This is a genomic window from Planktotalea sp., from assembly GCF_050633725.1.
Taxonomy (GTDB): Bacteria; Pseudomonadota; Alphaproteobacteria; order Rhodobacterales; family Rhodobacteraceae; genus Planktotalea.
This window is the reverse complement of record NZ_JBOEHB010000012.1, coordinates 155,916-178,461: the sequence shown is the minus strand read 5'-3', so window position 1 is coordinate 178,461 and position 22,546 is coordinate 155,916. Positions and strand designations below refer to the sequence as shown.

General features: G+C 51.2%; 19 protein-coding genes. 8 read left to right on the top strand and 11 right to left on the bottom strand.

What is annotated here, in order from left to right; all coding sequences use genetic code 11:
* Positions 1 to 30 precede the first annotated feature (30 nt).
* Entirely contained in the window at positions 31 to 1,140 is a 1,110-nt protein-coding gene (locus tag ACRBCU_RS11865; protein WP_431365600.1) for a polysaccharide biosynthesis/export family protein, read from the bottom strand.
* Between the two features lie 206 nt (positions 1,141 to 1,346).
* Positions 1,347 to 2,939 (bottom strand): stealth conserved region 3 domain-containing protein, encoded by a 1,593-nt coding sequence (locus ACRBCU_RS11860; protein WP_431365599.1) that lies wholly within the window; start codon positions 2,937 to 2,939, stop codon positions 1,347 to 1,349.
* 316 nt (positions 2,940 to 3,255) lie between these two features.
* Between ACRBCU_RS11860 and ACRBCU_RS11855 the strand changes: the two genes are divergently transcribed.
* Positions 3,256 to 5,346: a YjbH domain-containing protein gene (locus ACRBCU_RS11855; protein WP_431365598.1), complete on the top strand. Its 2,091-nt coding sequence runs from the start codon at positions 3,256 to 3,258 to the stop codon at positions 5,344 to 5,346.
* A complete protein-coding gene (locus ACRBCU_RS11850) occupies positions 5,343 to 5,978 on the top strand; it encodes a YjbF family lipoprotein (protein ID WP_431365597.1) in 636 nt (211 codons plus the stop codon). The genes ACRBCU_RS11855 and ACRBCU_RS11850 overlap by 4 nt, the downstream gene beginning before the upstream one ends.
* Before the next feature lie 118 nt (positions 5,979 to 6,096).
* Here ACRBCU_RS11850 and ACRBCU_RS11845 read toward each other — a convergent pair whose 3' ends face one another.
* Positions 6,097 to 7,638 carry a stealth conserved region 3 domain-containing protein gene (locus tag ACRBCU_RS11845; protein WP_431365596.1) on the bottom strand — a complete coding sequence of 514 codons (1,542 nt, stop codon included), beginning with the start codon at positions 7,636 to 7,638 and terminating at the stop codon, positions 6,097 to 6,099.
* Positions 7,639 to 7,961: 323 nt separating this feature from the next.
* Here ACRBCU_RS11845 and ACRBCU_RS11840 point away from each other — a divergent pair, with 323 nt between their 5' ends.
* Together ACRBCU_RS11840 and ACRBCU_RS11835 are read left to right on the top strand one after the other, a co-directional pair.
* Positions 7,962 to 9,176, top strand: a complete 1,215-nt coding sequence (locus tag ACRBCU_RS11840) for a LicD family protein (protein WP_431365595.1) — start codon at positions 7,962 to 7,964, stop codon at positions 9,174 to 9,176.
* 248 nt (positions 9,177 to 9,424) lie between these two features.
* A complete protein-coding gene (locus tag ACRBCU_RS11835; protein ID WP_431365594.1) occupies positions 9,425 to 10,087 on the top strand; it encodes a sugar transferase in 663 nt (220 codons plus the stop codon).
* A gap of 125 nt (positions 10,088 to 10,212) precedes the next feature.
* Here ACRBCU_RS11835 and ACRBCU_RS11830 read toward each other — a convergent pair whose 3' ends face one another.
* Positions 10,213 to 11,022 (bottom strand): ABC transporter permease, encoded by an 810-nt coding sequence (locus ACRBCU_RS11830; protein WP_431365593.1) that lies wholly within the window; start codon positions 11,020 to 11,022, stop codon positions 10,213 to 10,215.
* A 268-nt stretch (positions 11,023 to 11,290) separates the two neighbouring features.
* On the opposite strand from ACRBCU_RS11830, the gene ACRBCU_RS11825 reads away from it, so the two are divergent.
* The 3 genes from ACRBCU_RS11825 to ACRBCU_RS11815 all read left to right on the top strand — a co-directional run bounded on the left by ACRBCU_RS11825 (position 11,291) and on the right by ACRBCU_RS11815 (position 14,359).
* Positions 11,291 to 12,889 (top strand): sugar transporter, encoded by a 1,599-nt coding sequence (locus tag ACRBCU_RS11825; RefSeq protein WP_431365592.1) that lies wholly within the window; start codon positions 11,291 to 11,293, stop codon positions 12,887 to 12,889.
* 17 nt (positions 12,890 to 12,906) lie between these two features.
* On the top strand, positions 12,907 to 13,596 hold the full coding sequence (locus ACRBCU_RS11820) for an ABC transporter ATP-binding protein (protein WP_431365591.1): 690 nt from the start codon (positions 12,907 to 12,909) through the stop codon (positions 13,594 to 13,596).
* A gap of 478 nt (positions 13,597 to 14,074) precedes the next feature.
* Positions 14,075 to 14,359, top strand: coding sequence for a hypothetical protein (locus ACRBCU_RS11815; protein WP_431365590.1), 285 nt, complete (start codon positions 14,075 to 14,077; stop codon positions 14,357 to 14,359).
* Between the two features lie 191 nt (positions 14,360 to 14,550).
* Here ACRBCU_RS11815 and ACRBCU_RS11810 read toward each other — a convergent pair whose 3' ends face one another.
* Positions 14,551 to 16,629 (bottom strand): bifunctional sulfate adenylyltransferase/adenylylsulfate kinase, encoded by a 2,079-nt coding sequence (locus ACRBCU_RS11810; protein ID WP_431365589.1) that lies wholly within the window; start codon positions 16,627 to 16,629, stop codon positions 14,551 to 14,553.
* Positions 16,630 to 16,807: 178 nt separating this feature from the next.
* Entirely contained in the window at positions 16,808 to 17,752 is a 945-nt protein-coding gene (gene trxB / locus ACRBCU_RS11805) for a thioredoxin-disulfide reductase (RefSeq protein ID WP_431365588.1), read from the bottom strand.
* Positions 17,753 to 17,955: 203 nt separating this feature from the next.
* Here trxB and ACRBCU_RS11800 point away from each other — a divergent pair, with 203 nt between their 5' ends.
* The gene (locus ACRBCU_RS11800; RefSeq protein ID WP_431365587.1) at positions 17,956 to 18,456 is read left to right on the top strand and encodes an Lrp/AsnC family transcriptional regulator; all 501 of its coding nucleotides are present in this window, start codon (positions 17,956 to 17,958) and stop codon (positions 18,454 to 18,456) included.
* Between the two features lies 1 nt (position 18,457).
* On the opposite strand, the gene ACRBCU_RS11795 is transcribed toward ACRBCU_RS11800, so the two are convergent.
* The 5 genes from ACRBCU_RS11795 to lgt form a co-directional block, all read right to left on the bottom strand.
* Positions 18,458 to 19,252, bottom strand: a complete 795-nt coding sequence (locus tag ACRBCU_RS11795; protein ID WP_431365586.1) for a Hint domain-containing protein — start codon at positions 19,250 to 19,252, stop codon at positions 18,458 to 18,460.
* A 289-nt stretch (positions 19,253 to 19,541) separates the two neighbouring features.
* Positions 19,542 to 19,685 carry a hypothetical protein gene (locus tag ACRBCU_RS11790; RefSeq protein ID WP_431365585.1) on the bottom strand — a complete coding sequence of 48 codons (144 nt, stop codon included), beginning with the start codon at positions 19,683 to 19,685 and terminating at the stop codon, positions 19,542 to 19,544.
* 124 nt (positions 19,686 to 19,809) lie between these two features.
* Positions 19,810 to 20,565: a peptidoglycan editing factor PgeF gene (gene pgeF, locus ACRBCU_RS11785; protein ID WP_431365584.1), complete on the bottom strand. Its 756-nt coding sequence runs from the start codon at positions 20,563 to 20,565 to the stop codon at positions 19,810 to 19,812.
* On the bottom strand, positions 20,562 to 21,626 hold the full coding sequence (locus tag ACRBCU_RS11780; protein WP_431365583.1) for a class I SAM-dependent methyltransferase: 1,065 nt from the start codon (positions 21,624 to 21,626) through the stop codon (positions 20,562 to 20,564). The genes pgeF and ACRBCU_RS11780 overlap by 4 nt, the downstream gene beginning before the upstream one ends.
* Entirely contained in the window at positions 21,623 to 22,504 is an 882-nt protein-coding gene (gene lgt, locus ACRBCU_RS11775; RefSeq protein ID WP_431365582.1) for a prolipoprotein diacylglyceryl transferase, read from the bottom strand. Before lgt ends, ACRBCU_RS11780 begins: the two co-directional genes overlap by 4 nt.
* Positions 22,505 to 22,546: the final 42 nt, after the last annotated feature.

The window sequence follows — 22,546 nt, the reverse complement described above, 5'->3', positions numbered from 1 at the left end:
GGATCACGGATCGTCGAGCGGATCAAATCGCTAGTTTGTTGCTTTGCTAATTGTCAGCAATTTGTTCAGCATAACCACTGCTGGCGTCCATTTGGCGAAGGGGGATTCACTCGCAAGAACGACGTCGCCCGGTAGAATTTTGAACTCACTCGCGCTGAACAAACCTTCGGCTTCGGTCAAGTTCATCACAAAGACAACCCGTGGGTATTGAGGTTCGTAAGTAGAACGTTTGGTTGCAAAATGAGGGAAGGTGCGGAGAACCAGCACGCCTTCGGCATCGGCGCGGGTTTCTTGGAGGCCACCAATCATTGAAACCGCTTCGATTGCGGTGATGGAGTCTTTTTCGAAATAGACGAGTTTCTCAGCGCCCGAGGCACCAAGGCCCACAAAGCTGCGATGATCTTCTTCAATTATGATCTTATCGTTGCCGCGAAGAGCGATATTGTGCCCCGGTGCTTCATAGAGGTGACGCAGTGAGATGGCGTAGCTTTTGCCAGAACGCTGTAGTCGGACCCTTGGGTTGCGAAGCGTCGTTGCAACGCCGCCACCGAGGCTAAGCGCGTCTAGGACCGTCAGCGATTCCAAACCCATCGGGTATGTTCCCGGCGCGCGCATTCCTGCGACCAGATCAATCGAATTGCGGTTGCCTGAGTTTAGTTTGAGTTGCACCTGCGCCGTTGGAACAATGGCTTCAAACGCGCTTTGAATTTTGCCCCGAGCCGTTTCAGGGGTCATTCCCGCGATGCCAATCTTGCCAACGTAAGGCAGGAAGACTTCTCCGTTGCTGGATACGTGCAACTGATTCATTTCGGTGCTTTTCTGCTCTGGGCTTGTAAGCAGAGAGTTGACTTCGTTGTCCCAAATCACAACGTCGACGGTATCGTTCGCCATGATTACAGTGCGCCGCCCAGAAGTGCCCTTGGGCCAACCTGCTTCTGCACCAACACCGCGAGACCATTTTTTCACTTTGGGAAGTAGATCGCGTGTTACAGGATAAACCGAGACTTGCGCTTCGGCTGCGCGTTCGGGGTTGGTGAGTTCATATTGGGTCGCAGCGCCTCTTGGCAGCGAACACGCTGCAAGGCTGAGCAAAAGCCCGAGTATGACAACGCGAGAGATCGCGCGGCTTATGCTCTTCATAGTCCCAAATCTCCAAAGGCAGCTATCGAATTTAGGTCCTTTCACCCATGACAAAAACTTGTCGAATTGACAAGCTAAACAGGCTTGGAAAAATGGATGTTACCTCTTTATCTTGTGGATAACTCGAGGCGTCGCGCTACTAGTAGTGGAAAATTTGCTCTAGGACGTGTTTGCACAGGTGCGTTTTTCAAAGAGAAAGAAGGCTCTTAGCGAGGTGCCGTTTCGGCCCGAGTGGGCAGAGGAAAGCGCCGCTCTAAGAACATGCAAATCTGATCGTTCCAGTAGGTGTCGTCATGGCTGTCATCGCCGTCGTTCAGGCAAAAAGTACGAACATTGCTACCTTCAACCATTTTCAGAAAATCCGCCTGCAAATCGGTCGTTGTGTTTTTTACGAGTTTGGCACGAAAGCCATGATATGCCGTAGCTTTGGTAGCAAAGCCGTAATGATGAAACAGAAATGACGCTGTAGATATGTCGGTTTGAGAGCGAAATTTGCCTGCTCGAGTGCGTTCAAAGTCGTCGTGGAAACGGTTTTCCATTTCAGTCATCAGAGATTTCGTCATCGCATAGGGCGAGTGTTTGTGAAGGCGTGTTGGCACCATGCCAAATTCCTTGTGCAACAAACCAACACCATTTCGCGCTGCGTTTAGGTAGTCGGGATCACCAGTGGTGCAGAGTCCATTGACGGTGCCATATTCTTCGAGATTGGCTTGAGTGACGCCATTCGCAGTGAAGAAGAGATGGGCGGGAAGCGCGTTATTCACGAAGAAATCATCGTTGAAGTAAATGAAATGCTCGGCAATTTTGGGGATCTTGTGAAGGTAACTCTCAATAGCATGAGAGCTGAAGGTGGGCAGGTGTTCGGGTGCAATGACCTCTTCATGGCGCACCCAAACGACAGTGTCGGATTCCCCCAACCAATCAGGTTTTGCGCAGTTGGAGAAAATGTAGATGTTCCGCACCCAAGGCATATACTGCTCAACCGAGCGCAGTGAATATTTGAGTTCTTGCCGGTTTTTAAAGCGAGACATGGCTGATGTGTCTGTCTCGCCATACGGCTCGTTTGGACTGCGTTTATCGTCCGCGCGGCTTTGGTCGCGCTCAGATTTGGCCGCAGCATACAGTTTTTTCCATTCAGCGTCCTCGTGGTTCACCCACGTGTAAACGACGTCAATCGGAAAGCTGATTGTCTGACTCGAAACACCATCTAGCAAGTCTTCGATGAAATGACATGCAGGCGTATCGAGCTTCTTTTGCAAGTTACCGCGAATGTAGCGCAGATCGCTATTTCGCTCGTTCGCGCTGTTTGTACCGCCGTCTGCGCGTCGATAAATATCAACTTCGATGGAAAGGCTTATTTGCGGGCCGAAAAGGACTTGCGCAGTGACTTTGTCGCAATCGCTAAGAAGCGGTGCAAAGCCTCGGTCTTTGGTGCTTGCCTGTTTGAAGGTGTTGCTGTTCCAGTGAAGCAAAGTTTTGAAATGAGCCTCGCAGAGAGCGGCGAAAGCGAGAAAGTTTTCATGTCGCATCCCTACTTTGAGCAGATTGCCTCTTTCCGCTTGGAAGACAATCACTGCCGCATCGCGCGCCGCGTCTTGGATCAAGGCTTCAACGAGTTTCGCGATCTCGGGAGACGCAAGAAAAGCATGATCTTTCAACGCCCTAGTGCGCTCTAAAGCGTTTGGGGAAATTGGAGAAAGGGAGCCGCTTGATCCCTTTTGACCCGAGAGTTTTCGCGCGATTGCCTTGGCAAGCGCCTTTGGTGTTTTGTATTTGCGTATCTTTTTCAGAAGATTCACTGAGGCTGCCTTTTACGACGCTCTGACGTCAGATGAGAGAAGATGAAAAGAATAAAAGCGCGATAAATGAGGGTGTCGTTTCAATCGGTGGACTTTCGCAAAAGCGAAGAAAATTGTCCATGTTTTGATCGCCCTCGCGCAGGAGACCAAGGATTTTTGTGTCAAACTGGCAAGAAGTTGCCGCTTCGCGCCTGCAAAACTGACAGGGAAGCCACAGTTGACCAATTTACGTCTCGATGCGGGTGAGGACCGTACCCAAGGTGCGGAGTTCAAGCTATAGACGTTAAGATTATAGATACACGAGGATTTTTGGGGCGTGCGCACATTTATTTTTGGAATAGCACTTTCAGCGCTTCCAGTCGTTGCCTCTGCTCAGACGCAGACAGCATTTGGAACGCCCGGCCTGATAGATATGCCGACCGCCGAAAGTGCGCCCGATGCGGAACTTTCGAGCAATGTGTCGTACTTTGCGGGTAGTTTGCGAACCACGCTCTCGTTCCAGATTACTCCAAGACTTTCGGGTAGCTTCCGGTATTCAACCGTTGAACGCATCAAACGTGGCGGTGGACCATTGTTCGATCGCTCTTTTGATCTGCGCTACCGGTTGTTGGACGAACGTAAATATACCCCTGCAATTGCCATTGGTTTTCAAGACATCATTGGTACTGGCATTTATGCTGGAGAATACATCGTTGCTACCAAACATGTCGTTCCGAGCGTCGCAGTCACGGGCGGTATAGGCTGGGGGCGCTTTGGCACGTTCAATGGTTTTTCCAACCCCTTGGGTGGTATCGATAGCCGATTTAACACGCGACCAACGGGGTTTACGGGAACAGGTGGTATCGTAGAAGCAGGTCGCTGGTTCCGTGGGAACGCCGGCTTTTTTGGGGGTATTTCTTGGAAGGCGAGCCCAAAGCTAACCCTGAAGGCAGAGTATTCGTCCGACGCCTATACCCGCGAAACCAACAAAGCGCTCTTTAAGCGCAAGTCACCTTATAACTTTGGTCTGGACTATCAGGTATCCAAAGCGGTGAACCTTCAGCTTAATTATCTCTATGGCTCTGAGATCGGGGCAGGCGTTACCTTCAAATTAAACCCCAAACATCCAAGCATTGTTGGTGGACTGGAACGCGCGCCTCAGCCTGTGCGCGTGCGCGTGCCAACGAATGTTGCCAATTTGGGCTGGACTAACATCCCCAATGCGGCCGCCAACATTCGCAAAGCCGCAAAAGAGCTAATGACGCGCGACGGGCTGGTTCTGGAAGCGATGTCGATCAAGTCAGATACGGCGACAATTCGAGTGCGTAATGGTCGCTACACTGCGAGCGCGGAAGCAATCGGGCGTACCGCGCGTATTATGACGCAAGTGATGCCGGATTCAGTTGAAACTTTTAATATCGTGCCTGTTTCGCGCGGAATAGCTTTGTCGAAGATCACGTTGCGCCGCTCGGATTTGGAAGTGCTAGAGCATGATCCAAATGGTACAAAGCTATCTTATCAACACGCGAAAATAACGGATGCCGCTGCGCGTGATGCTGATTTGGTTTATTCAAAAGGCTTATACCCACGATTTCGTTGGGGCATCGGCCCTTACCTAAGTGCGAGCTATTTTGATCCTGATAGCCCGATCCGCGCAGAAATTGGTCTCGAAGCCACTGCAGCTTATGACATTGCGCCGGGTCTTGTTATTTCGGGTGCCGTGCGCAAACGCGCGGGTGGCAACAAACATACGGCAACGCGGGTCTCAGATTCGATCATCCAGCGGGTCCGTTCTGACGGCAACATTTACAATCGCGAAGGCGATCCAGCGCTGACTAACTTGACGCTTGCTTACAATTTCCGACCTGGGAAAAACCTCTATGGTCGCGTGACTGTCGGGTACCTTGAAAAAATGTACGGTGGCATTTCGACAGAGTTGTTATGGAAGCGTGTGAATAGTCCCTTTGCGCTAGGCGCTGAGCTGAATTACGTAAAACAACGTGATTTTAATCAGCTGTTCGGCTTCCAAAGCTATGAAGTCGCCACGGGCCATCTCACGGCCTACTGGGACATGGGCAACGGCTTTCATTCTCAAGCAAGCGTTGGCCGCTATCTAGGCGGTGACTACGGCGGCACTTTGAAAGTGGAACGCATCTTTGCAAATGGCTGGCGCGTTGGCGCTTATGCGACACTTACAGACACCCCATTTAGCGATTTTGGCGAAGGATCGTTTGACAAAGGCTTAACGTTTACTGTGCCTCTCGATCATTTCATTGGGTCACCAAAGCGCAAGGTGTTCAACACTGTTCTTCAGCCACTTTCGCGAGACGGCGGGGCGCGATTGGATGTCGATGGACGCTTGTATGAAACGATCCGATCCAGCCATAACCCTGAACTTGTAAATAGCTGGGGGAGGTTCTGGCGATGATCCGTTTTTCAATAGCTTTGCTTCTTTCCCTCGCGGTCGCAGGATGTGGCTCTGAACGATCCGGGATTTCGGGCGTCGCGTTTGGCGCGCTAAAAGATGCCTTTTCCCGCAACAAACAGCCTCCGTTAACGACGGCCATTTTGCGTTCTCGTTTGACCCCTGAAGTGCGTGCCGAGCTTGGAGGGCCGCTGTTGATCATGGAACTGCCCAAGCAAAAGGTTGCGGCGGTCGTTGTCTATTCAACGCAAAATGGTGGTCACGTCACTTGGCTGGCACCTGATCGCACTGCCGTTTATACGAAGGGCGGTGTTTTGACAGGGACGCGCGGTGTTGGCTTTGACCTTATGAGCTCGCATGTAGATGGGCCTTTGTCGATCATTACGGGGTCGGGCACTGGTTTGGCCACACGTGTTCAGAACTATCTGGATGGTGAAAACCAGGAAGTTAGCATTCGCTTTGAATGCCAATATGTCGGTTCAAAACTGTATGTTTCGGAAACCTGCGAAGCAAAAGACCTCAAAATTGAGAACCACTATTGGCTGAACAAAGATCGCACGATTCAATCTTCACGTCAGTGGGTTGGTGAACGCAATGGTTACATGTTGATCGAGTCTCCCATTTTCGCTGACTAATGTTGACCCTGTCAGAGCAGTTGCCTTGTTGTTTTGCAAAAGAGGCTTTGGCACGCGCCTCACGCAGGCTCTCTGCAGGCACGCTTTTCACAAGTGATTCATGAGGGTAGGTTTTGAGTTAGTTGCGCTTGCGAAGCTTGCGACGGAGTTGCTTGCGAAAGTTTAGCACTTTTTGAGTGGCGCGGTAGCGAAGCTTGTCCAGCATAGTGTTTTGCGCGCTCTTGCTTCGTGCAGATGGATAGAGCGCGGTGAGCTGCCTTTGCATCCCCCGCGCGGTAGATCCACTCATGGCGCGATCACCTGTCGAATTTATGCAATGCACTTTGGGGCGTAGCTCTGCGCTCTCATAGCTTAACTTCATTAATTTGAGCACGAGGCGCGGCGCAGCGGTGTCATAGTAGCGATATTTGATCTTTGATGGCACAGCGCGATCAATCATCACCGCGTAATGAGCATAGAAGGATCCAGACGGAGAAATATCTGTGCGCGAGCGAAATCTGTTCTTCCTGAGACGGGAAAATTCCTTAGCAAACAATTCTTCCATCGTGAACATGACATCTTTGTGGATCGCGACGGGTGTATGTTGAAACTTGCGTGTTATTTGGTGATTAAACCGTTTGGCCAATAGCTTTCGTTGGTTGATCGCAGCGGCGTCAACAGCAAGCGTTTTATCAGTAATTGACCCCTTCGGAATGTAGGCTTTATTCGAATAGAATACTTTGGAGCGTCCTTTGGCGTCAAAAAAGTCGGCAGGGCAGGTTGGTCGTGCAAAGAGGAAGTCATCATTCAAATATAGGTATTGCTCGGATAATCCCTTGATATGGTGAAGACAGCTTTCAATGACATGAGAGTTAAACGTCGGTCGCTCGACATCTGTTCCCATGATATCAGCATGATTGACGAGGCTGACGCGCCCTTCGAATTCTTCGATAAAGTGAGGGGTTTGGCCGTCCGTGACCAAGTAGACTTTGCCGATGCCCGAAAAATACCGAAACAATGAACGCAGTGAGTAGAGAAGTTCATCGTTGCTTTGAAAGCGTGATTTATCTTCAGCGTCAGCAGAAGGATTTGCTGGATTGTACTGCCGCCGTTTTTCTGACCAAACGGGATCGGTATCGTCGACCCAAGTATATACGATATCCAATTTTGTCGGGATTTTACTTTTCTTGAGGCCTGACAGCAGCGTTTTGCTGGCCCGTAGGGTTTGGCCCGTCAAATAGGCGTTCGCTGCAAGACCATCAAAGAGGTCGTTTGGGAACTTGATCTTTCTGCCCTTGGAAAGGGTGTCCGTTAGCGTCATTTCGATCCCGCTGCTCGACCCGTGGATCATCCGCGCGTCTATCAGGATAGGGCTAAATAGGACCAAACGGGCAGGGAGAGCGACGCTTTCAAGAGACGCTTCGCCTAACGCCTGCTTTGTGGTTGCAGAGGTGATCTGAAAACCGTCAGCCAGCAAGCTCGCCAATGCTCTTAATGTGTTTTCGTTTGAAACAATCTCAAATCCTAGATTCGGTGTTTCATAGCAGTCGACTAATTGAGGTTTAACCTTGTGGGCATGGCAGGCGGTCAGGAAATTTTGGAGCAGGTGGCGCTGAATCTCTGGAAACTCGGGAATCGTGGCAGGCGCATCAGCGTTAGGCCAGCTACGAGAGTGGTTCATGGAGTATGCCCGTCATGAGTCGCGGAGAAATTTGTGTCTTTAATAATACGCGCTTTATCTGAAATGCAAAGGAAGGGAAACGCAGTTGTTCTATAGCAAGCGGTTTTGCTCCGTCGCGCTTTTGCACCCTCAATCAGGTTCTCGCAGCCAAGCAAGCCACGCATATTCGACCGAAAGCGCGCATTTAAGTCATGCGTTTCACCTTGCTGCGTCAAGGTTGCGCAAGAAACAGCTGTTGATGCGGATTGCAGTTCAAATCGCCACCAAAAACCTCTAACAGCGAATGAAGAAGCAAGTGAAAAGCGCAAGTTGGACGGATCAAAGTGATAAAGCGATCTTTCGGAGTGTTGAGGTTTTTGAACCGTCAGCACATTTGGCCGGTCCGCGCCTCGGCTGCATGTGTTGGCGGGCTTATCGCGCTTGTTTCCACGGGGCGTCTTGGCCTCGCACGTGAATTGTTTGGGCAATTCTATAACGGATTTTTCAAACTCGGTGGACGACGCACTGGATTTTACCTCTATGCGGGGTGGATGAAACGTAAGTTGGCGCATGATCCGTTCTTTAATTTTACGGAAGGCATGTCGCCAAACGAGCTGTCGGTGCTTTCTGATTGGATTTTGTCGCGTCGCAACGCTCTATCCATTGAGCTGTTCTCGGGTCATATGATGTTGCTCGAAGCAGCGCATGCTCATTGGGCGCTGGAAACCGACGATCAAGATGGTTTCGAAGCGCATTTGAAGCAATTCAAGCACTACGCGGATTTACTTTTGGGTAACGTTGTTGAGAACGACGATGTGCCTGTTGAATTGGATGCGGATGTTAGAGACACGCCAGGGTTTGTGCAAAACGCCGCTGAAGTTTTGCGCGATTTCGAGCGCGACCTTCCTATTGAACAGTGGCGCTGGTTTGTAGTCGGAGGGACGTTCCTTGGGCTTGTTCGTGATAAGGACTTTATGCCCCATGACGTCGATCTTGATGTCGGGTTGTTTTTAGACGATCTTGATTTGGTGGCTTTTGAGGCTGTTTTTGAAAACAGTGATCACTTTTCTATTGCCAAATTTGACTACCAGACAGAGATCTATCGTGACGCCGAAGGGCATGCGCAATTGCGCCGCGTTCCTGCTATGCTGAAGATTGTACACTCCAACGGTGTGAACTTGGACGTGTTTTTGCATGAGCGTAGGGATGGCAAAATCTGGCATGGCTCAGGCGTCAACAAGTGGGTGAATGCGCCGTTTAAGCTGGCTCCGTATGAGATCAAGGGTCAGAAGGTCTTGGGGCCAGATGATGCCGACCATTACCTACGTGAACACTATGGTGAATGGCGCGTTGTGGTTAAGAATTTCTCTTGCATTACTGGAACGACAAACCTCGCTTTTGTTAAAAACCTGCATACGATCGCGGTACTCTTGAAACGCTATGCGCACTTTTCCAAAGCGCGCCCTGCTGAGGCCAAAAAGGTCCTGAGAGAGCTACGAGAGCAGGGCTATATCGAGATTAACGATGGCACCAAATCGCTGTCGAATCATATTGTTTAGGCGGTTTTCTTTAGGGAAGTGGGCTCGCTCAGGTTGATTGGCCCGAATTTTCCGAGCGCTTGTTGTTACACTTTCGAAAGGATTTTTGCCGCATTTTTAGGCCGACGAGCTAAAAAGTGGCTATTTTTCGCCCATCTTCACGCTCGGTCTTGTAGACTCAGGGCAAAAAATGCTCATAAGGTCTCCTATAGTCATAAATTTTTTACAATGAGTTATTGGTGCAAATTCGTAAGGGGAGACTTCTCAACTTGAGCATTCAAAAATTTAATACTGACTTCGTCTTCGCGATCGACGCAGTCCCAGCAGGGCGCACATTCTTCTTCGCCAAACGTGCTGCTGACATTATCATTTCTATCCTATTATTGCCGACCCTCGCATTTTTCGCTCTGATTTTGTCAGTTGTTTGCCTGTTCGACTCTGGATCGTTGATCTTTTCGCAAAACCGAGTTGGCCAGCGCGGTAAGATCTTTAAGATTTACAAGTTTCGCACGATGACATGCCAAGGCGAAGCGCGCCCTGCGCGGTTTGCGCCTCAGGAACAGGATCGTATCAGCCGTATAGGTCGTTTTCTGCGATCAACGCGTATTGATGAGCTGCCGCAGATCATCAACGTGCTGAAAGGCGAGATGTCCTTGGTCGGTCCACGCCCTGAACAAGTTGCTTTCTACCGCATGTACGAGCATTCCATTCCTGGATATGCGCGTCGTCAGCTTGTCCGTCCGGGTATCACTGGTTTGGCACAGCTGAAGTATGGTTATACATCCGACGAAGCTGGCACAACGCGCAAGCTAAAGTGGGACTTGGCTTACATCACTCGCCAAGGTTTCTTGCTTGAGAGCTACATCATGCTGCTGACATGTCTTTTTGTTCTGGGTCGTTTGCTTCACATTCCAACGCGCTCAAAACTGTAAGCATCTTTAGATATCGTTGCGATTTTGAATGGGGCCTCATGCGGCCCCATTTTCGTTTCTGCTAGTGGGTTGGAGAAAACTGTGACGAATACTGTGCTTTCAAAGAGCAATCGTCGCTCGGTCGATCACCCTCGATTCACCAACACTCTGTTCCAGCGATAAAGCATGGTCATACCCAAAGCCATGGGGATCAAAGCAAAGGCAAATACATAGAGTGGCGAGGCATATTGCGCATCGTAAGACGGATAAAACCCTTTGCGCATAACGCCAACAATGTGAATGAGCGGATTATACCAAACGATATCCTGAAACCGCCAAGGGACTTCTTCAAAAATGTAGATCACTGTCGACAAAAGCATCAAAGGACGCGTCATCATCGACCAAACCTTTTCCCAAATCGGGAAAAACGACATAAGAAAACAGTTTAAACAGCCTACGCCCAAGCCAAGTGTTGCGGCCATTGTAAGCGCAAGTGCGATGGCAGGAATGTTCAGATGTACATCAAGATCGAAGCCAATATGTAGGCCCGTCATTAGAACGTAAAACACAACGAGATGGGTGATCAGATACACGATAAATCGCGCAGCGATCGCATCCACAAAGGTCACGCGCGGGTATTTGAGTAGTTTCTTTGAATACCGTAGTGATCTTGCAATTCGTTTGTTGGTTTGCATGAAGAGCATGTACGGCAAAAGACCCGACGCATAAAAAAGCATGAAATTGCTGCCGATGGAAGGTGAGCGTAGCCTAAGGCCATAAGCGATTACTAAAGTGAACAGAGTGATCGCGCCGACTGGCTCAAGAATGGCCCAAAGATACCCGCCCGGCGATTTGCCATAGCTGGTTTCCATCTCGCGCATTACCAGAGCGATGGTCGCACGCGGTCCTTTGAAGCGTCGCGCGGGCAGGGCTTTGGGGATGTTTTGATCTATCAAGTTGAAAATCGATCTTTTTTGCGCTCAGGATCACGGTTGGCCGCGTCTAAGGTCGTTTCGTTGCCAATTTCATGCTTCAATTGCTTCAGCGCAGACGTTCAGTTGCGCCCAGCTTATCTTAGAGATAGTATCCCTTTGAATTTAGCCCGTAAAGAGGCAGTGAGCATCGGCCAACAGACCAATCTGTTAGACCCCATTTAACTCCGTTCCTTGCAGTTTTTTCGAGCAAGGAATGTGGAATTTTTAACATCGCAAAGGGCTTGGTTTTTTGCCAAAGAAGAAATCGCAAAAGATACTGGACGCTGAAAATTCAGAAGTACCAGAGGCTGTAGAGATCGCTCCTGAAGGCGATCACGAAGCAGGTCTTGATGTCGAAGCAGTGAATGAAGCTGCCGTGGAAGATGATCCAAACTATGACGCCGGCGCGAAGTCAGGCCGTGGTGGAAAGCGGAAAAACCGCAAAGGCAACAAAAACCGGAACAAGCGTGACGGAAAAGGCAATGCAGCTGGCGCTTCCGAAACGGATGAAGCAGATAGCGAAGCCCTAGAACACGAAGAAAGTATCGGCGGCGAAGACGACGGCGTGGATGTTGGCCCTGTTGTCAGCAACGTTTCGAATAATCGCAATGGAAATATCAGGGACGGGAATGCTCAACCCAATTCTGGGGGCGATGGTCAACGCCGCGTAAGCGAAAAACAGCGGAGGCAGAACCGAGCGAACATGCGCGTTGAAAGCGTTAAGATGCCACCTGTCGCGGCAGGTTCTACATTCAAGCTGCGCCATTTTATGGTTGTCTTCAGTTTTTTGCTTATGGTGGTTCTGCCGTCTTCGGCGGTTTACATGTACCTCTACGAGCGCGCTGCGGATCAATACGTTTCTTCGATCGGGTTTTCGGTTCGCAAAGAGGAAGTGGGCTCGTCTGTCGATATCTTAGGTTCGATCAGCCAAATTTCATCCGGCAGTTCCACCGATACCGATATTTTGTACGAGTTTATTCAAAGCCAAGAGCAAGTCGCGCTCGTGGACGCGCGTCTTGATTTGCGCTCGATCTACACCAAACCTGACAATGATCCACTGTTTGCTTTAGCCGAAGGTAGTTCGCTAGAGGAGCTTGTCGTCTATTGGAACCGAATGGTGAAGGTCTTTTACAACGGCAGCAATGGGTTGATCCAAATCCGCGTTCATGCGTTCGAGGCGCAAGACGCGAAGGACATTGCCGAAGCGATCTTTGAAGAAAGCACGCGGGTGATCAACAAACTTAGCACCATCGCCCGCTCGGATGCGACGAAGTATGCGAAAGATGAATTGGACTTGGCCGTTGCGCGTCTGAAAAAAGCGCGTCAAACCATCACAGCATTTCGCAATGAAACTCAGATCGTGGATCCTCAAGCCGATCTTCAGGGCCAAATGAGTTTGATTAATACTTTGCAACAGCAATTGGCCGAAGCGATAATTGAGCAAGATTTGCTGCTTCAAACAACCAAAGAAAATGATCCAAGAAACGCGCAAGCGGCGCGCAAGGTCGAAGTGATCCATAATCGAATTGATAGCGAGCGGCGGAAATTCGGATCAGGTGGAACAGAGCAAGCAGAGGCCTATTCAACGCTTATAGAGCGCTATGAAGGATTGGTTGTTGAGCTGGAAGTTGCTGAGCAGTTCTATGTGTCATCCTTAACCACCTATGACGCGGCGCGCGCAGAAGCGCAGCGTACAAGCCGCTACTTGGCAGCCTATGTAGAGCCGACGCTTGCGGAAACACCCCAGTATCCAAAGCGTTTGACGATTCTTGGTTTGGTGACGTTCTTTGCATTCTTGATCTGGTCAATTGTCGTTATGGTTGGATATAGCATCAGATCGCGGCGCTGATCCTGGGTGACGGTTCTATGATTAAGATCACCAATCTGAACAAAGAGTTCGTCCTGCGAGGGCGGCGTAAAGTGGTTGCGGACAATATCAACGTGACTTTTCCAACTGGGGCAAGTGTTGCCATTCTGGGGCGAAACGGGGCTGGAAAATCCACCCTCTTGAGTATGATTTCCGGCGCGATTGAGCCAGACACTGGGAGCATTTACTCTGACGGTACAATTTCTTGGCCCGTTGGGTTTTCGGGGTCTTTTCACCGTGAATTGTCGGGCTGCCAGAACGTCCGCTTCATCGCGCGCGTTTATGGTGTTGATAGCAATGCTCTGGTTGAATTCGTCAAAGAGTTCGCGCAGTTAGGAAAGCACTTTTATCTTCCTGTGCGCACATATTCTTCTGGAATGAGATCTCGCTTGGCATTTGGTGCGTCGATGGGGGTGCAGTTCGATACGTATCTGGTAGATGAGGTTACTGCCGTAGGCGACGCCGATTTCAGAATCCGATCACGTATTTTGTTTAAGGATCGCATCCGTAATAGCGGTGCTTTGCTTGTGACCCATTCGATGCAAAAAGTACGCAACATGTGTGACAGTGCGGCGATCTTGGAAGATGGCAAACTTACCTATTACACTGATCTCGAATACGCGATTTCTAGGCATCTTGAAACGGTAGGCGGCGATCCTGATGACGATGAGGATGAAGAAGAAGGCTAATTTGATTCGTAGCTAGAGCCCGGTTAAGGGCTGATGCGGTGGCATATGCTCAATTCTTGAGCAAATTCCCGCCTTAAACTCGTATTTTCGGCAAGTTCTCTGGGCGTATTTTTGCCGAATTCACGTTGGGCTCGTGAACCGCGCCGCAAAACCTCGCTTGTTGGGTTTAGAGGTGATGCCAAAAGCACATATCGGCTGCGGCACGGGGAAGACAGCCTTTTCGCTTTTGCCGATAGAAAGCTGTTCTTTTTCAGATGCTTGAATAGTTTTGCTACGAGAGGGCGAGATATGCGTTTTTCGACAGCGCCAAGTTCGAAAAGTAAATGCTCGCCTTGCGAAAAGCGGCGCTCCCAAAAGGGGACATCCACTTGACAGAAAAATCCGAATATGCGACCTATTTTAAAGGATTAGGCGGGACCACTCGTCTCTACGGTGGTATATTACTGCCTGAATAACGTTTTTGCTTTGGAGAAATCTCATGAATCGTATTTCACTTCTTTCTGCTGCTGCGGCATTGGCTCTTTCAATCGCGCCAGCGGCTAACGCTCAAGTAATCGCAGGTGCCGGCGCTGGCGCAGGTGCGGGTGCAGGCGCTGCTGCAGGTGCCGCGGGCGCTGCAGGTGCCGCGGGCGCTGCGGGCGCAGGTCTTGCTGCTGGTCTCGGTGGCCTGACTGCTGCTGGTACGGCGCTTGGTATTGTTGCTGCGACTGTAACTGTTGTTGGCGTTGCTGCTTCTGACGACAGCGCACCAGGCACGAACTAAAAAATAGCTCGTCCTTAAGGCGAGCGTATTGTTGAAAGGGTCGGCTTAGTGCCGGCCCTTTTTGTTTGCCCGTTGTTCAGTTTTTGCCGCGTCTTTATTTGTAACGAGATAAGTTTACGCAAGAATGGGTAAAACAAAATAGGGCGGCCCAGCGTTGGGCCGCCCTTGTTCTTCAGAAATTTCAACTGGGCTTAAGACGCGGCGATAAGGCCCATGCTCTCAAGCTTGAGAAGCACTTGATGCGCGCAGTTGTCGACTTCGACGTTTGCGGTTTCAACGCTTAGCTCAGGGTTTGCTGGGACATCATAGGGATCAGAAATTCCTGTGAATTCCTTGATCTTGCCTTCGCGCGCAAGCTTGTAAAGGCCTTTGCGGTCGCGCTTTTCACACTCTTCAATCGAGGTTGCAACGTGAACTTCGATGAAGGCACCGAAGGCTTCGATGTCTTCACGAACTGCGCGGCGCGTTGTTGCGTATGGTGCGATTGGCGCACAGATCGCGATACCACCGTTTTTGGTGATCTCGGATGCAACATAACCAATGCGGCGGATGTTCAGATCGCGGTGCTCTTTCGAGAAGCCCAGCTCGGAAGACAGGTTCTTACGAACGATGTCGCCATCCAAAAGCGTCACAGGGCGACCGCCCATTTCCATCAGTTTCACCATCAAAGCGTTCGCAATGGTGGATTTACCTGACCCAGAGAAACCCGTGAAGAAGACAGTAAAGCCTTGCTTGGAACGTGGTGGCTTGGTGCGGCGTAGCTCTTTCACAACTTCTGGGAATGAGAACCACTCAGGGATCTCAAGGCCTTCAGCCAAACGACGGCGCAGTTCGGTGCCAGAGATGTTGAGGATCGTGACGTCGTCTTTGTCTTCGATTTCATCCATCGCTTCGTACTGCGCGCGCTCGGAGACCCAAACCATGTGCTTGAAGTCTACCATTTCACAGCCAATTTCGGACTGGTTCGCACGGTAGAGGTCTTGCGCGTCGTATGGGCCGTAGAAATCTTCGCCTTGGGAGTTGCTGCCGGGTCCAGCGTGATCGCGACCAACGATGAAGTGTGTGCAGCCGTGGTTCGCGCGGATCAAGCCGTGCCAAACCGCTTCGCGCGGGCCAGCCATACGCATTGCAAGGTTCAGAAGGGACATTGTTGTTGTGGACTGTGGGTATTTGTCCAGAACGGCCTCATAGCAACGAACGCGGGTGAAGTGATCAACATCGCCCGGCTTGGTCAGGCCAACAACTGGGTGGATCAACAGGTTTGCTTCTGCTTCGCGAGCTGCTCGGAACGTCAGTTCCTGGTGCGCGCGGTGCAGTGGGTTACGTGTTTGGAACGCAACCACTTTGCGCCAACCCATTTTGCGGAAATAGGCGCGCATCTCGTTTGGCGTGTCGCGGCGACCACGGAAATCGTAGTGAACCGGCTGTTGAATGCCTGTAACAGGGCCGCCAAGATAGATTTTGCCAGCTTGGTTGTGGAGGTAGTTTACGGCTGGGTGCGCGTCGTCGTCAGCGCCGAATACTTTTTCAGCTTCAACGGATTTGTTTGGCTCCCAACGGTCTGTAACAGTCATCGTGCCGAGGATAACACCCTCTTGGTCACGAAGCGCGATGTCTTGGCCAATCTCAAGCGATGCAGCGAACTCTTCGGAGACGTCCAAAGTGATCGGCATTGGCCAGAGGGAGCCGTCCGCGAGGCGCATGTTCTCAACGACGCCATTGTAGTCTTCTTCGGTTAGGAAACCTTTGAGTGGGTTGAAACCGCCATTCATCAGAAGCTCAAGGTCGCAAATCTGGCGCGGGGACAGATCATGGGATGTAAGGTCAGCCGCTTCGAGCTTCAGCTTTTCTGCTGAATCATAGCTGACATACAGCTCGGGGATTGGGGCAAGGTTGTTTTGCATCAGTTTGGTCCTGTGTTTGAATGGTTCAAGTCCGCTCGTCGTGCCGGTCAATTCGGCATGAAGAGCGTCATATTCGGCGAACTTACGAGTTAGAAAGTGATCAGTGAGGCGCGTCTTTTCCGCAGCGCCTCGCAAAGTGATTTCATAGGAAAAGCGTTGGCGCTTGTCCGGATTGTCATGTTCGCAAACTTTGATGAATCCTTTGCCCGTCGCTGAGCGCAGGAGCGCGTTTAGGCGGCCGAGCGATATCTTCAGTGCCTCTGCCATAGCGCGCTGCGTTGCGCCCGGCGTCAGATCAATCTGGCGCAGGAGGCGGAAGAGCTGGTCTTCTTCTTGTGGCAGTGATTTGGCTTCGGCGGGGTTCATATCGGTCTGCTTAAGGTTTGTTCATTTGTGAACAAACTCCGTATCAGATATTTCCTTACGTCGCGCAAGTGGGGATTTTTGCCATGCGCGGAACGTGGCCCATCCGCAACGAAAAACGCCCCGCAGTGCAAGCAGGGCGTTCTCTGAGCTTCATCGGTTTCTTTAGAAAAACAATACCTTAGCTGTCGTTTTCAGCCAGCCAGCGCTCGGCCTCCAGAGCGGCCATACAACCCATCCCAGCAGAGGTAACGGCTTGGCGATACTTATGATCCGTCAGATCACCCGCGGCAAAAACTCCGGGAATCGATGTGGCTGTGCTATCTGGTTGCGTGACGACATATCCACCCATGTGGGTTTCCAGCGTGTCCTTGACCAACTCGTTTGCGGGCGCATGACCAATCGCGATAAAGAGACCTTTGCATGGCAGATCAGTAATTTCGCCCGTTTTGGTATGTTTGACCTTCACGCCTTCAACGCCAAGCGGTGTGTCAGTGCCATAGACTTCTTCGATCTCGTGGAACCAAAGCGTTTCTATCTTTGGATTCTTATGAAGGCGGTCTTCGAGAATTTTCTCAGAGCGCAGTTCGTCGCGGCGATGCACCAGCGTTACTTTGGAGGCGAAGTTAGTTAGAAATAGCGCCTCTTCAACAGCCGTATTTCCGCCGCCAACGACGACGATTTCCTGATTGCGATAGAAGAAGCCATCACAGGTCGCGCAGGCGGATACGCCAAAGCCTTTGAACTTTTCTTCTGAAGGTAGGCCGAGCCACTTAGCGCGCGCACCTGTCGCTAGGATCACCGCGTCGCATGTATATAGTGTGCCGCTGTCGCCATTCGCTTTGAAGGGGCGTTCGGAAAGGTCTAGATTGGTGATGATATCGCCAACGATTTCGCAGCCCATTGCCTTGGCGTGCGCTTCCATGCGGAGCATTAGGTCAGGGCCTTGCACCTCTGAATCTCCAGGCCAGTTTTCAACTTCCGTCGTCGTTGTTAGCTGTCCACCCGGCTCGATGCCTTGAACGAGAAGTGGCTCTAGCATCGCGCGGCTTGCGTAAACGCCAGCGGTGTATCCTGCTGGACCTGAACCAATAATGAGAACTTTGCTATGACGGGTTTCGGCCATGTGATCGCTGCCTTTTGTTAAATCTGAAGGGCGGTATAACGCGGAATCAGAGGGGCTAAAAGCGCCAAGCGTTGAATGCGCATCTTTGTGACCAAAGGCCCCAGAATTGCGAGATGCTTAATTTTATTGCGCAGTGACGAAACATTATTGCGCATCCTCTTCGTCGCGTAGTAGATTGCGCAAGTAATCTTGGGGGTAAACGCATGGCTGGTACACGGCTTGATCCGATTGATCGGAAGATTCTAGCAGAACTACAAGCCGACGGCCGTATGACCAACGTTGAATTGGCCAAACGCGTTGGAATTTCTGCACCTCCTTGCTTGCGCCGCGTGCGTACGTTGGAAGAAGCTGGCTACATCAAAGGCTATCATGCGGATGTAGATTCGCGCGAATTGGGTTTTGAGGTACAAGTATTCGCGATGGTTGGCTTGCAAAGCCAAGCAGAGTCCGACTTGAGTGCTTTTGAAGCGCAATGCCGCAATTGGCCGCTTGTACGAGAGTGCCATATGCTCAACGGCGAGGTGGACTTCATTTTGAAATGCGTCGCACCTGATTTGAGCTCATTTCAAAGCTTCCTGACTTCGGACCTGCTGACAACAGAGAATGTCGGCAGCGTGAAGACATCATTGGTTATTCGCGGCGCTAAGGATGAACCGGGCGTTCCGTTTGACGTATTGGAAGCCCGTCTCAGTCAAAGCGAATAAATTAGCTTCGGGTAAGGCTTTCCAGCGTGTCCTTAGACATGCGCGGAAAGGCGAGCGATCCGAAGTCCTCAAAGCGTTCGATCTGCGGGAAAAGTGACAAGAAGAGCGAGCGCATGTTGTCGCCGAGCGCATCTTCAATTCCCTTGCCAGGATGATAGGTTTCTACAGGGCGACCACCTGCATAAATTGCGGTATGTCGTTGCAAGCAAACGTGAAAAAGGCGCACGCTGCTTGGTGGGGTTACTACAAATGCGCTGTGCCCATCTTCTAGATCACGAGCTGGTGTTAGCACTGATTTCACACCGATGATCTGCTCTAAAGAGGGGCGAGATTGCAACAATCGCGCGCTTGGTCCGAGCATAAGATCACCAAACGAGCCCGAATTAGAATACCCATCCGAAAGAATGCGAATAAGTCCATTCAGTGAAGAGTTGGGCAGAGATTGCGATGGGCCATAACTTGTGGAACCGATCCAAACCACAGGTTCTGGGTTGCCATCTATCGTATCAATCAAGTCGCCCGGATAGAGATCTTCGATTGCAGTAGGGCCCATGGGCGTTGAGATAAGCGTTCCGCGCGCGAACGCGGAACTTGTCGCCTCAAAAAGATCCGTGGCTGGCGCAAGGTGATGAGAGGTGCGCGCTGAGCCACAAGGAAGGAGTGAAACGATCTCAAATTTGCGCATGAGAGGTTGGGTGCGCTGAGATCGCTCGTTCGTAGGAGCAAACCGATCACTCTTGATCGGGAGGGAGTAGGTGTTTTCTACCCGCACTGCGGGTGAAGAAAGAATAGCCATGCGAATACCTGTTTCTAGGTATGCCACAACCGCGTCGGCCCCCACCGACAACGACAGAAGGACAAGTCACTTCAAATCTGAATTATGGATGTCATGCCCCGAGGGCGTGTGTCAAAATTTATATGAATTTTGTCATTTTTGTTCACCAATCTTACTCGTTACACGCGGACTGTTTCGCCACAAAAAGGCAAAGCTGCCACAATCTTGCCCAGAACCGGGCAGGTTACACACAAACAACGCCGAATCGCGGCGCTGAAAAGGCCTCAGTGAGAGGCTTGGATCGAGATACTTAGGCCGACTTTCGTTCAACCTTTTGCGAGTTGCGCTTGGCAATAAAGGCCGCGCGCCGCGCGCCACGCTCAAACGGAAGCGCAGGGATGTCAGATTTTGCTGAATTTACGACCGATGCGATGAAGCGTGCCTTGGGTTTCATATCGAATTCTGCCTGATGTTTGTCTTTGTTTACGTATCGAAGACAGTGATGCCTCTCGAATGAGGCAGTAAGGTGGCAAGCATAGGGTCGATTTTGGAAAATGATTGGGAAACAGTATGATTGTTCACAATCGGATAACGGAGATCAGGCGTCCGTAGTCTGTTTCCCGGTGATGCGTCGTGCGCCGGTATGAATAAAAGCGCGCTTCGTCACTATAGGTACAATGGCCAATCCATTGAGCGCTCTCAACTCCGGCTTCGCGTAGCATGTGCAACCCAAAGCTGGGGAGATCAAATTGCATGCGTTCGTCTTTGCCGCTCGCAAAGAAACGTGAAAACGCGGGGTCTTGCGACGTGAAACTCTCAAAAAACTCTGGCCCGACTTCGTAAGCGCGTTGGGAAATACACGGGCCAATCGCGGCGCGGATGTTTTTTCGCTGCGCCCCTAGGGCTTCCATTTCTTCAACCGTGCGCGACAGAACGCCGTTGAGTGCACCCTTCCAACCCGCATGTGCGGCGCCGATGACGCCGGCTTCAATGTCTGCGAACAAAACGGGCTGGCAGTCCGCTGTCAGGATGCCAAGAGCGACACCTTTGGTGCGCGTTACCATTGCATCGGCTTTTGGGCGCGCATCGGTTGGTGCCTCAATATGCGCCACATCTGCGCTATGGTGTTGATGTACACCGACCAGTGCGATTGGCTCTACTTTCATGGCATCGGCGACGCGCGAGCGGTTCTGCGCGACGATCTCGCTTTTGTCCGCGGAGCCCGCGCCGCAATTCAAGCCTGCATAAATGCCCTCGGAGGCACCCCCTTTGCGGCTGAAAAAACCGTGGTGCACTGCACCAAGGTTATCTGCTGTGAGTGATTCAAGCGTCATATTTCAAGTCCTGGTGGTGGCGTCGCGCCTGTTGGGAAAAGTGCGATGGTTTTGAACAGAGTTCCCATTTCATCAGGGTGCGTCAAGCGTTTGTGCGCCGCGATATGCTGGTCCAAAGCGTCCCCCTTTAGTCCTCGCGCCAAAGATTGCGCGCGCTGTGTTATGCCTAGCCGTTCCAAAAACACGCCCTGTGGGGTTAGACGTGAATAAGCGCAGGATAGATCATTCACTAGGGCCTCAAAATCGACATGCGCGGTTAGATCACTTTGGCCGAGTTGCTGGAGAGGGTCGATTTTCTCGTGACCCTTTAGGGCCTGCAATGTGTCGCCAAGAGAACGCCAATCACCATAGTCAAAAATCAACGCTGCGCCGCCATGGCGTTCAATTCTGTCTCCGATCGAGCGCAAGATCAAAGGGGCTACCGAGCAAATTTCAACAAGATCGCCGTCTTTTGTATCGCCTAAGCGATGTTCGAGCGCAGTTAGCGGGCTTGGATCGCTCAAACCGAATGTGAGTTTGTTTTGATCAACCCCGATCTGTCGTTCGCGCCAGCCGTCACCATCACGCACCATTTGCCGAATTGGCAGCGCATCGAAAAACTCGTTAGCTACAGCGAAAACAGGGAGCCCGTCAGGCAGATCTTCTACGCTATCAAGCCAGACAGGGTTATGATCGGCGAGCGTTTGCATTTGCACATCGCGAAGTCGCGCTGAGGCCTCCACTAAATAGACGTTGCAGGCTTGAGCGAATTTAGGAACCGCGCGGATCGTGCGCAGAATATCGGCCATTAATGTGCCGCGCCCCGGGCCAAGCTCGACAAGCGCAACCTGCTTTGGGCTGCCTTGATCCATCCACGCTTGCGCGAGAGAGAGACCGATCAACTCGCCAAACATCTGGCTGATTTCTGGCGCAGTGATGAAGTCACCACTGCTGCCGAACGGATTTTGCGTTGTGTAATACCCATGCTCTGGGTGCAGCAGGCATGTGTTCATAAACTGCGACACGCTCATTGGGCCGTGCGCCGCGATTTGGGCTTTTAGAATGGGTTCTAGGGGTGTCATTGTTGTCGTGCGCGTAGAATAATCCAAATGCCAATTAGGATCATCGGGATTGAAAGCAACTGACCCATCGTGAAACCATACCCACCTGTTTGCAAAGCAAGACCCAGAGGATTGTCTGGGGTGACAAATTGCGCATCAGGCTGACGAAAGAACTCGACGAGGAAACGTGCTGCGCCATATCCGGCAAAGAAGGTTCCCATCACAACACCTGGTGTTTTTAGCGCACCGCGTCGCCATGCAAGCCAAAGAAGCAAGCCGCCGAGGATGAAACCTTCTAGGATAGCTTCATACAGTTGCGAAGGGTGGCGTGCGCAGGCGTCGATCAATGCTCCGCACTCTTGTGCAGCATGACCCGGGAATATGACCCCCCATGGTAGCTCGGTTGGCCGACCCCAAAGTTCAGCGTTGATGAAATTTGCAAATCGCCCAAGCAATAGTCCCGGAGCAACGGCAAGGGCCATCATGTCAGCGGTTTGCAGGCGAGGAATGGAATTCTTTGCGCAAAAATAGAGACCTGCCGCTACCACGCCCAGCAATCCACCGTGAAAGGACATTCCGCCTTGCCAGATCATCAAGGCTTCGGCTGGATGGGCGAGGTAATAGGCAGGCTGGTAAAAGACGACATATCCGAACCGTCCCCCTACAATGACACCCAGAATGACTGCGGTTAGCAGGTCTTCGACCTGTGCAGGTGTCATAGGTGCTTTGTTTTCGGGCCAAAGCCGCGCGGCCTTTATTGCCATCAAGGCAATCCGCCAACCCACCAAAATTCCGACGATATAAGCTAAAGCATACCAGCGTAATGCGAAGTCAAAGCCAAACAGAGAGATGGAAAAAATCTCGGGTGAGATAGGCGGAAATGGGATCGCTGCGCGCATCTAATATATTGCCTTGTTGTCGAATGTGCCGAGTTGACGCCT

What these genes read in the sequence shown, in the direction of transcription:
- ACRBCU_RS11850 (WP_431365597.1), top strand. Translation starts at nt 5,343, where the DNA reads ATGATCCGTTTTTCAATAGCTTTGCTTCTTTCCCTCGCGGTCGCAGGA.
- ACRBCU_RS11780 (WP_431365583.1), bottom strand. Translation starts at nt 21,626, where the DNA reads ATGACACCCCTAGAACCCATTCTAAAAGCCCAAATCGCGGCGCACGGC.
- ACRBCU_RS11865 (WP_431365600.1), bottom strand. Translation starts at nt 1,140, where the DNA reads ATGAAGAGCATAAGCCGCGCGATCTCTCGCGTTGTCATACTCGGGCTT.
- ACRBCU_RS11795 (WP_431365586.1), bottom strand. Translation starts at nt 19,252, where the DNA reads ATGGCTATTCTTTCTTCACCCGCAGTGCGGGTAGAAAACACCTACTCC.
- trxB (WP_431365588.1), bottom strand. Translation starts at nt 17,752, where the DNA reads ATGGCCGAAACCCGTCATAGCAAAGTTCTCATTATTGGTTCAGGTCCA.
- pgeF (WP_431365584.1), bottom strand. Translation starts at nt 20,565, where the DNA reads ATGACGCTTGAATCACTCACAGCAGATAACCTTGGTGCAGTGCACCAC.
- ACRBCU_RS11790 (WP_431365585.1), bottom strand. Translation starts at nt 19,685, where the DNA reads ATGAAACCCAAGGCACGCTTCATCGCATCGGTCGTAAATTCAGCAAAA.
- lgt (WP_431365582.1), bottom strand. Translation starts at nt 22,504, where the DNA reads ATGCGCGCAGCGATCCCATTTCCGCCTATCTCACCCGAGATTTTTTCC.
- ACRBCU_RS11845 (WP_431365596.1), bottom strand. Translation starts at nt 7,638, where the DNA reads ATGAACCACTCTCGTAGCTGGCCTAACGCTGATGCGCCTGCCACGATT.
- ACRBCU_RS11820 (WP_431365591.1), top strand. Translation starts at nt 12,907, where the DNA reads ATGATTAAGATCACCAATCTGAACAAAGAGTTCGTCCTGCGAGGGCGG.
- ACRBCU_RS11815 (WP_431365590.1), top strand. Translation starts at nt 14,075, where the DNA reads ATGAATCGTATTTCACTTCTTTCTGCTGCTGCGGCATTGGCTCTTTCA.
- ACRBCU_RS11810 (WP_431365589.1), bottom strand. Translation starts at nt 16,629, where the DNA reads ATGAACCCCGCCGAAGCCAAATCACTGCCACAAGAAGAAGACCAGCTC.
- ACRBCU_RS11800 (WP_431365587.1), top strand. Translation starts at nt 17,956, where the DNA reads ATGGCTGGTACACGGCTTGATCCGATTGATCGGAAGATTCTAGCAGAA.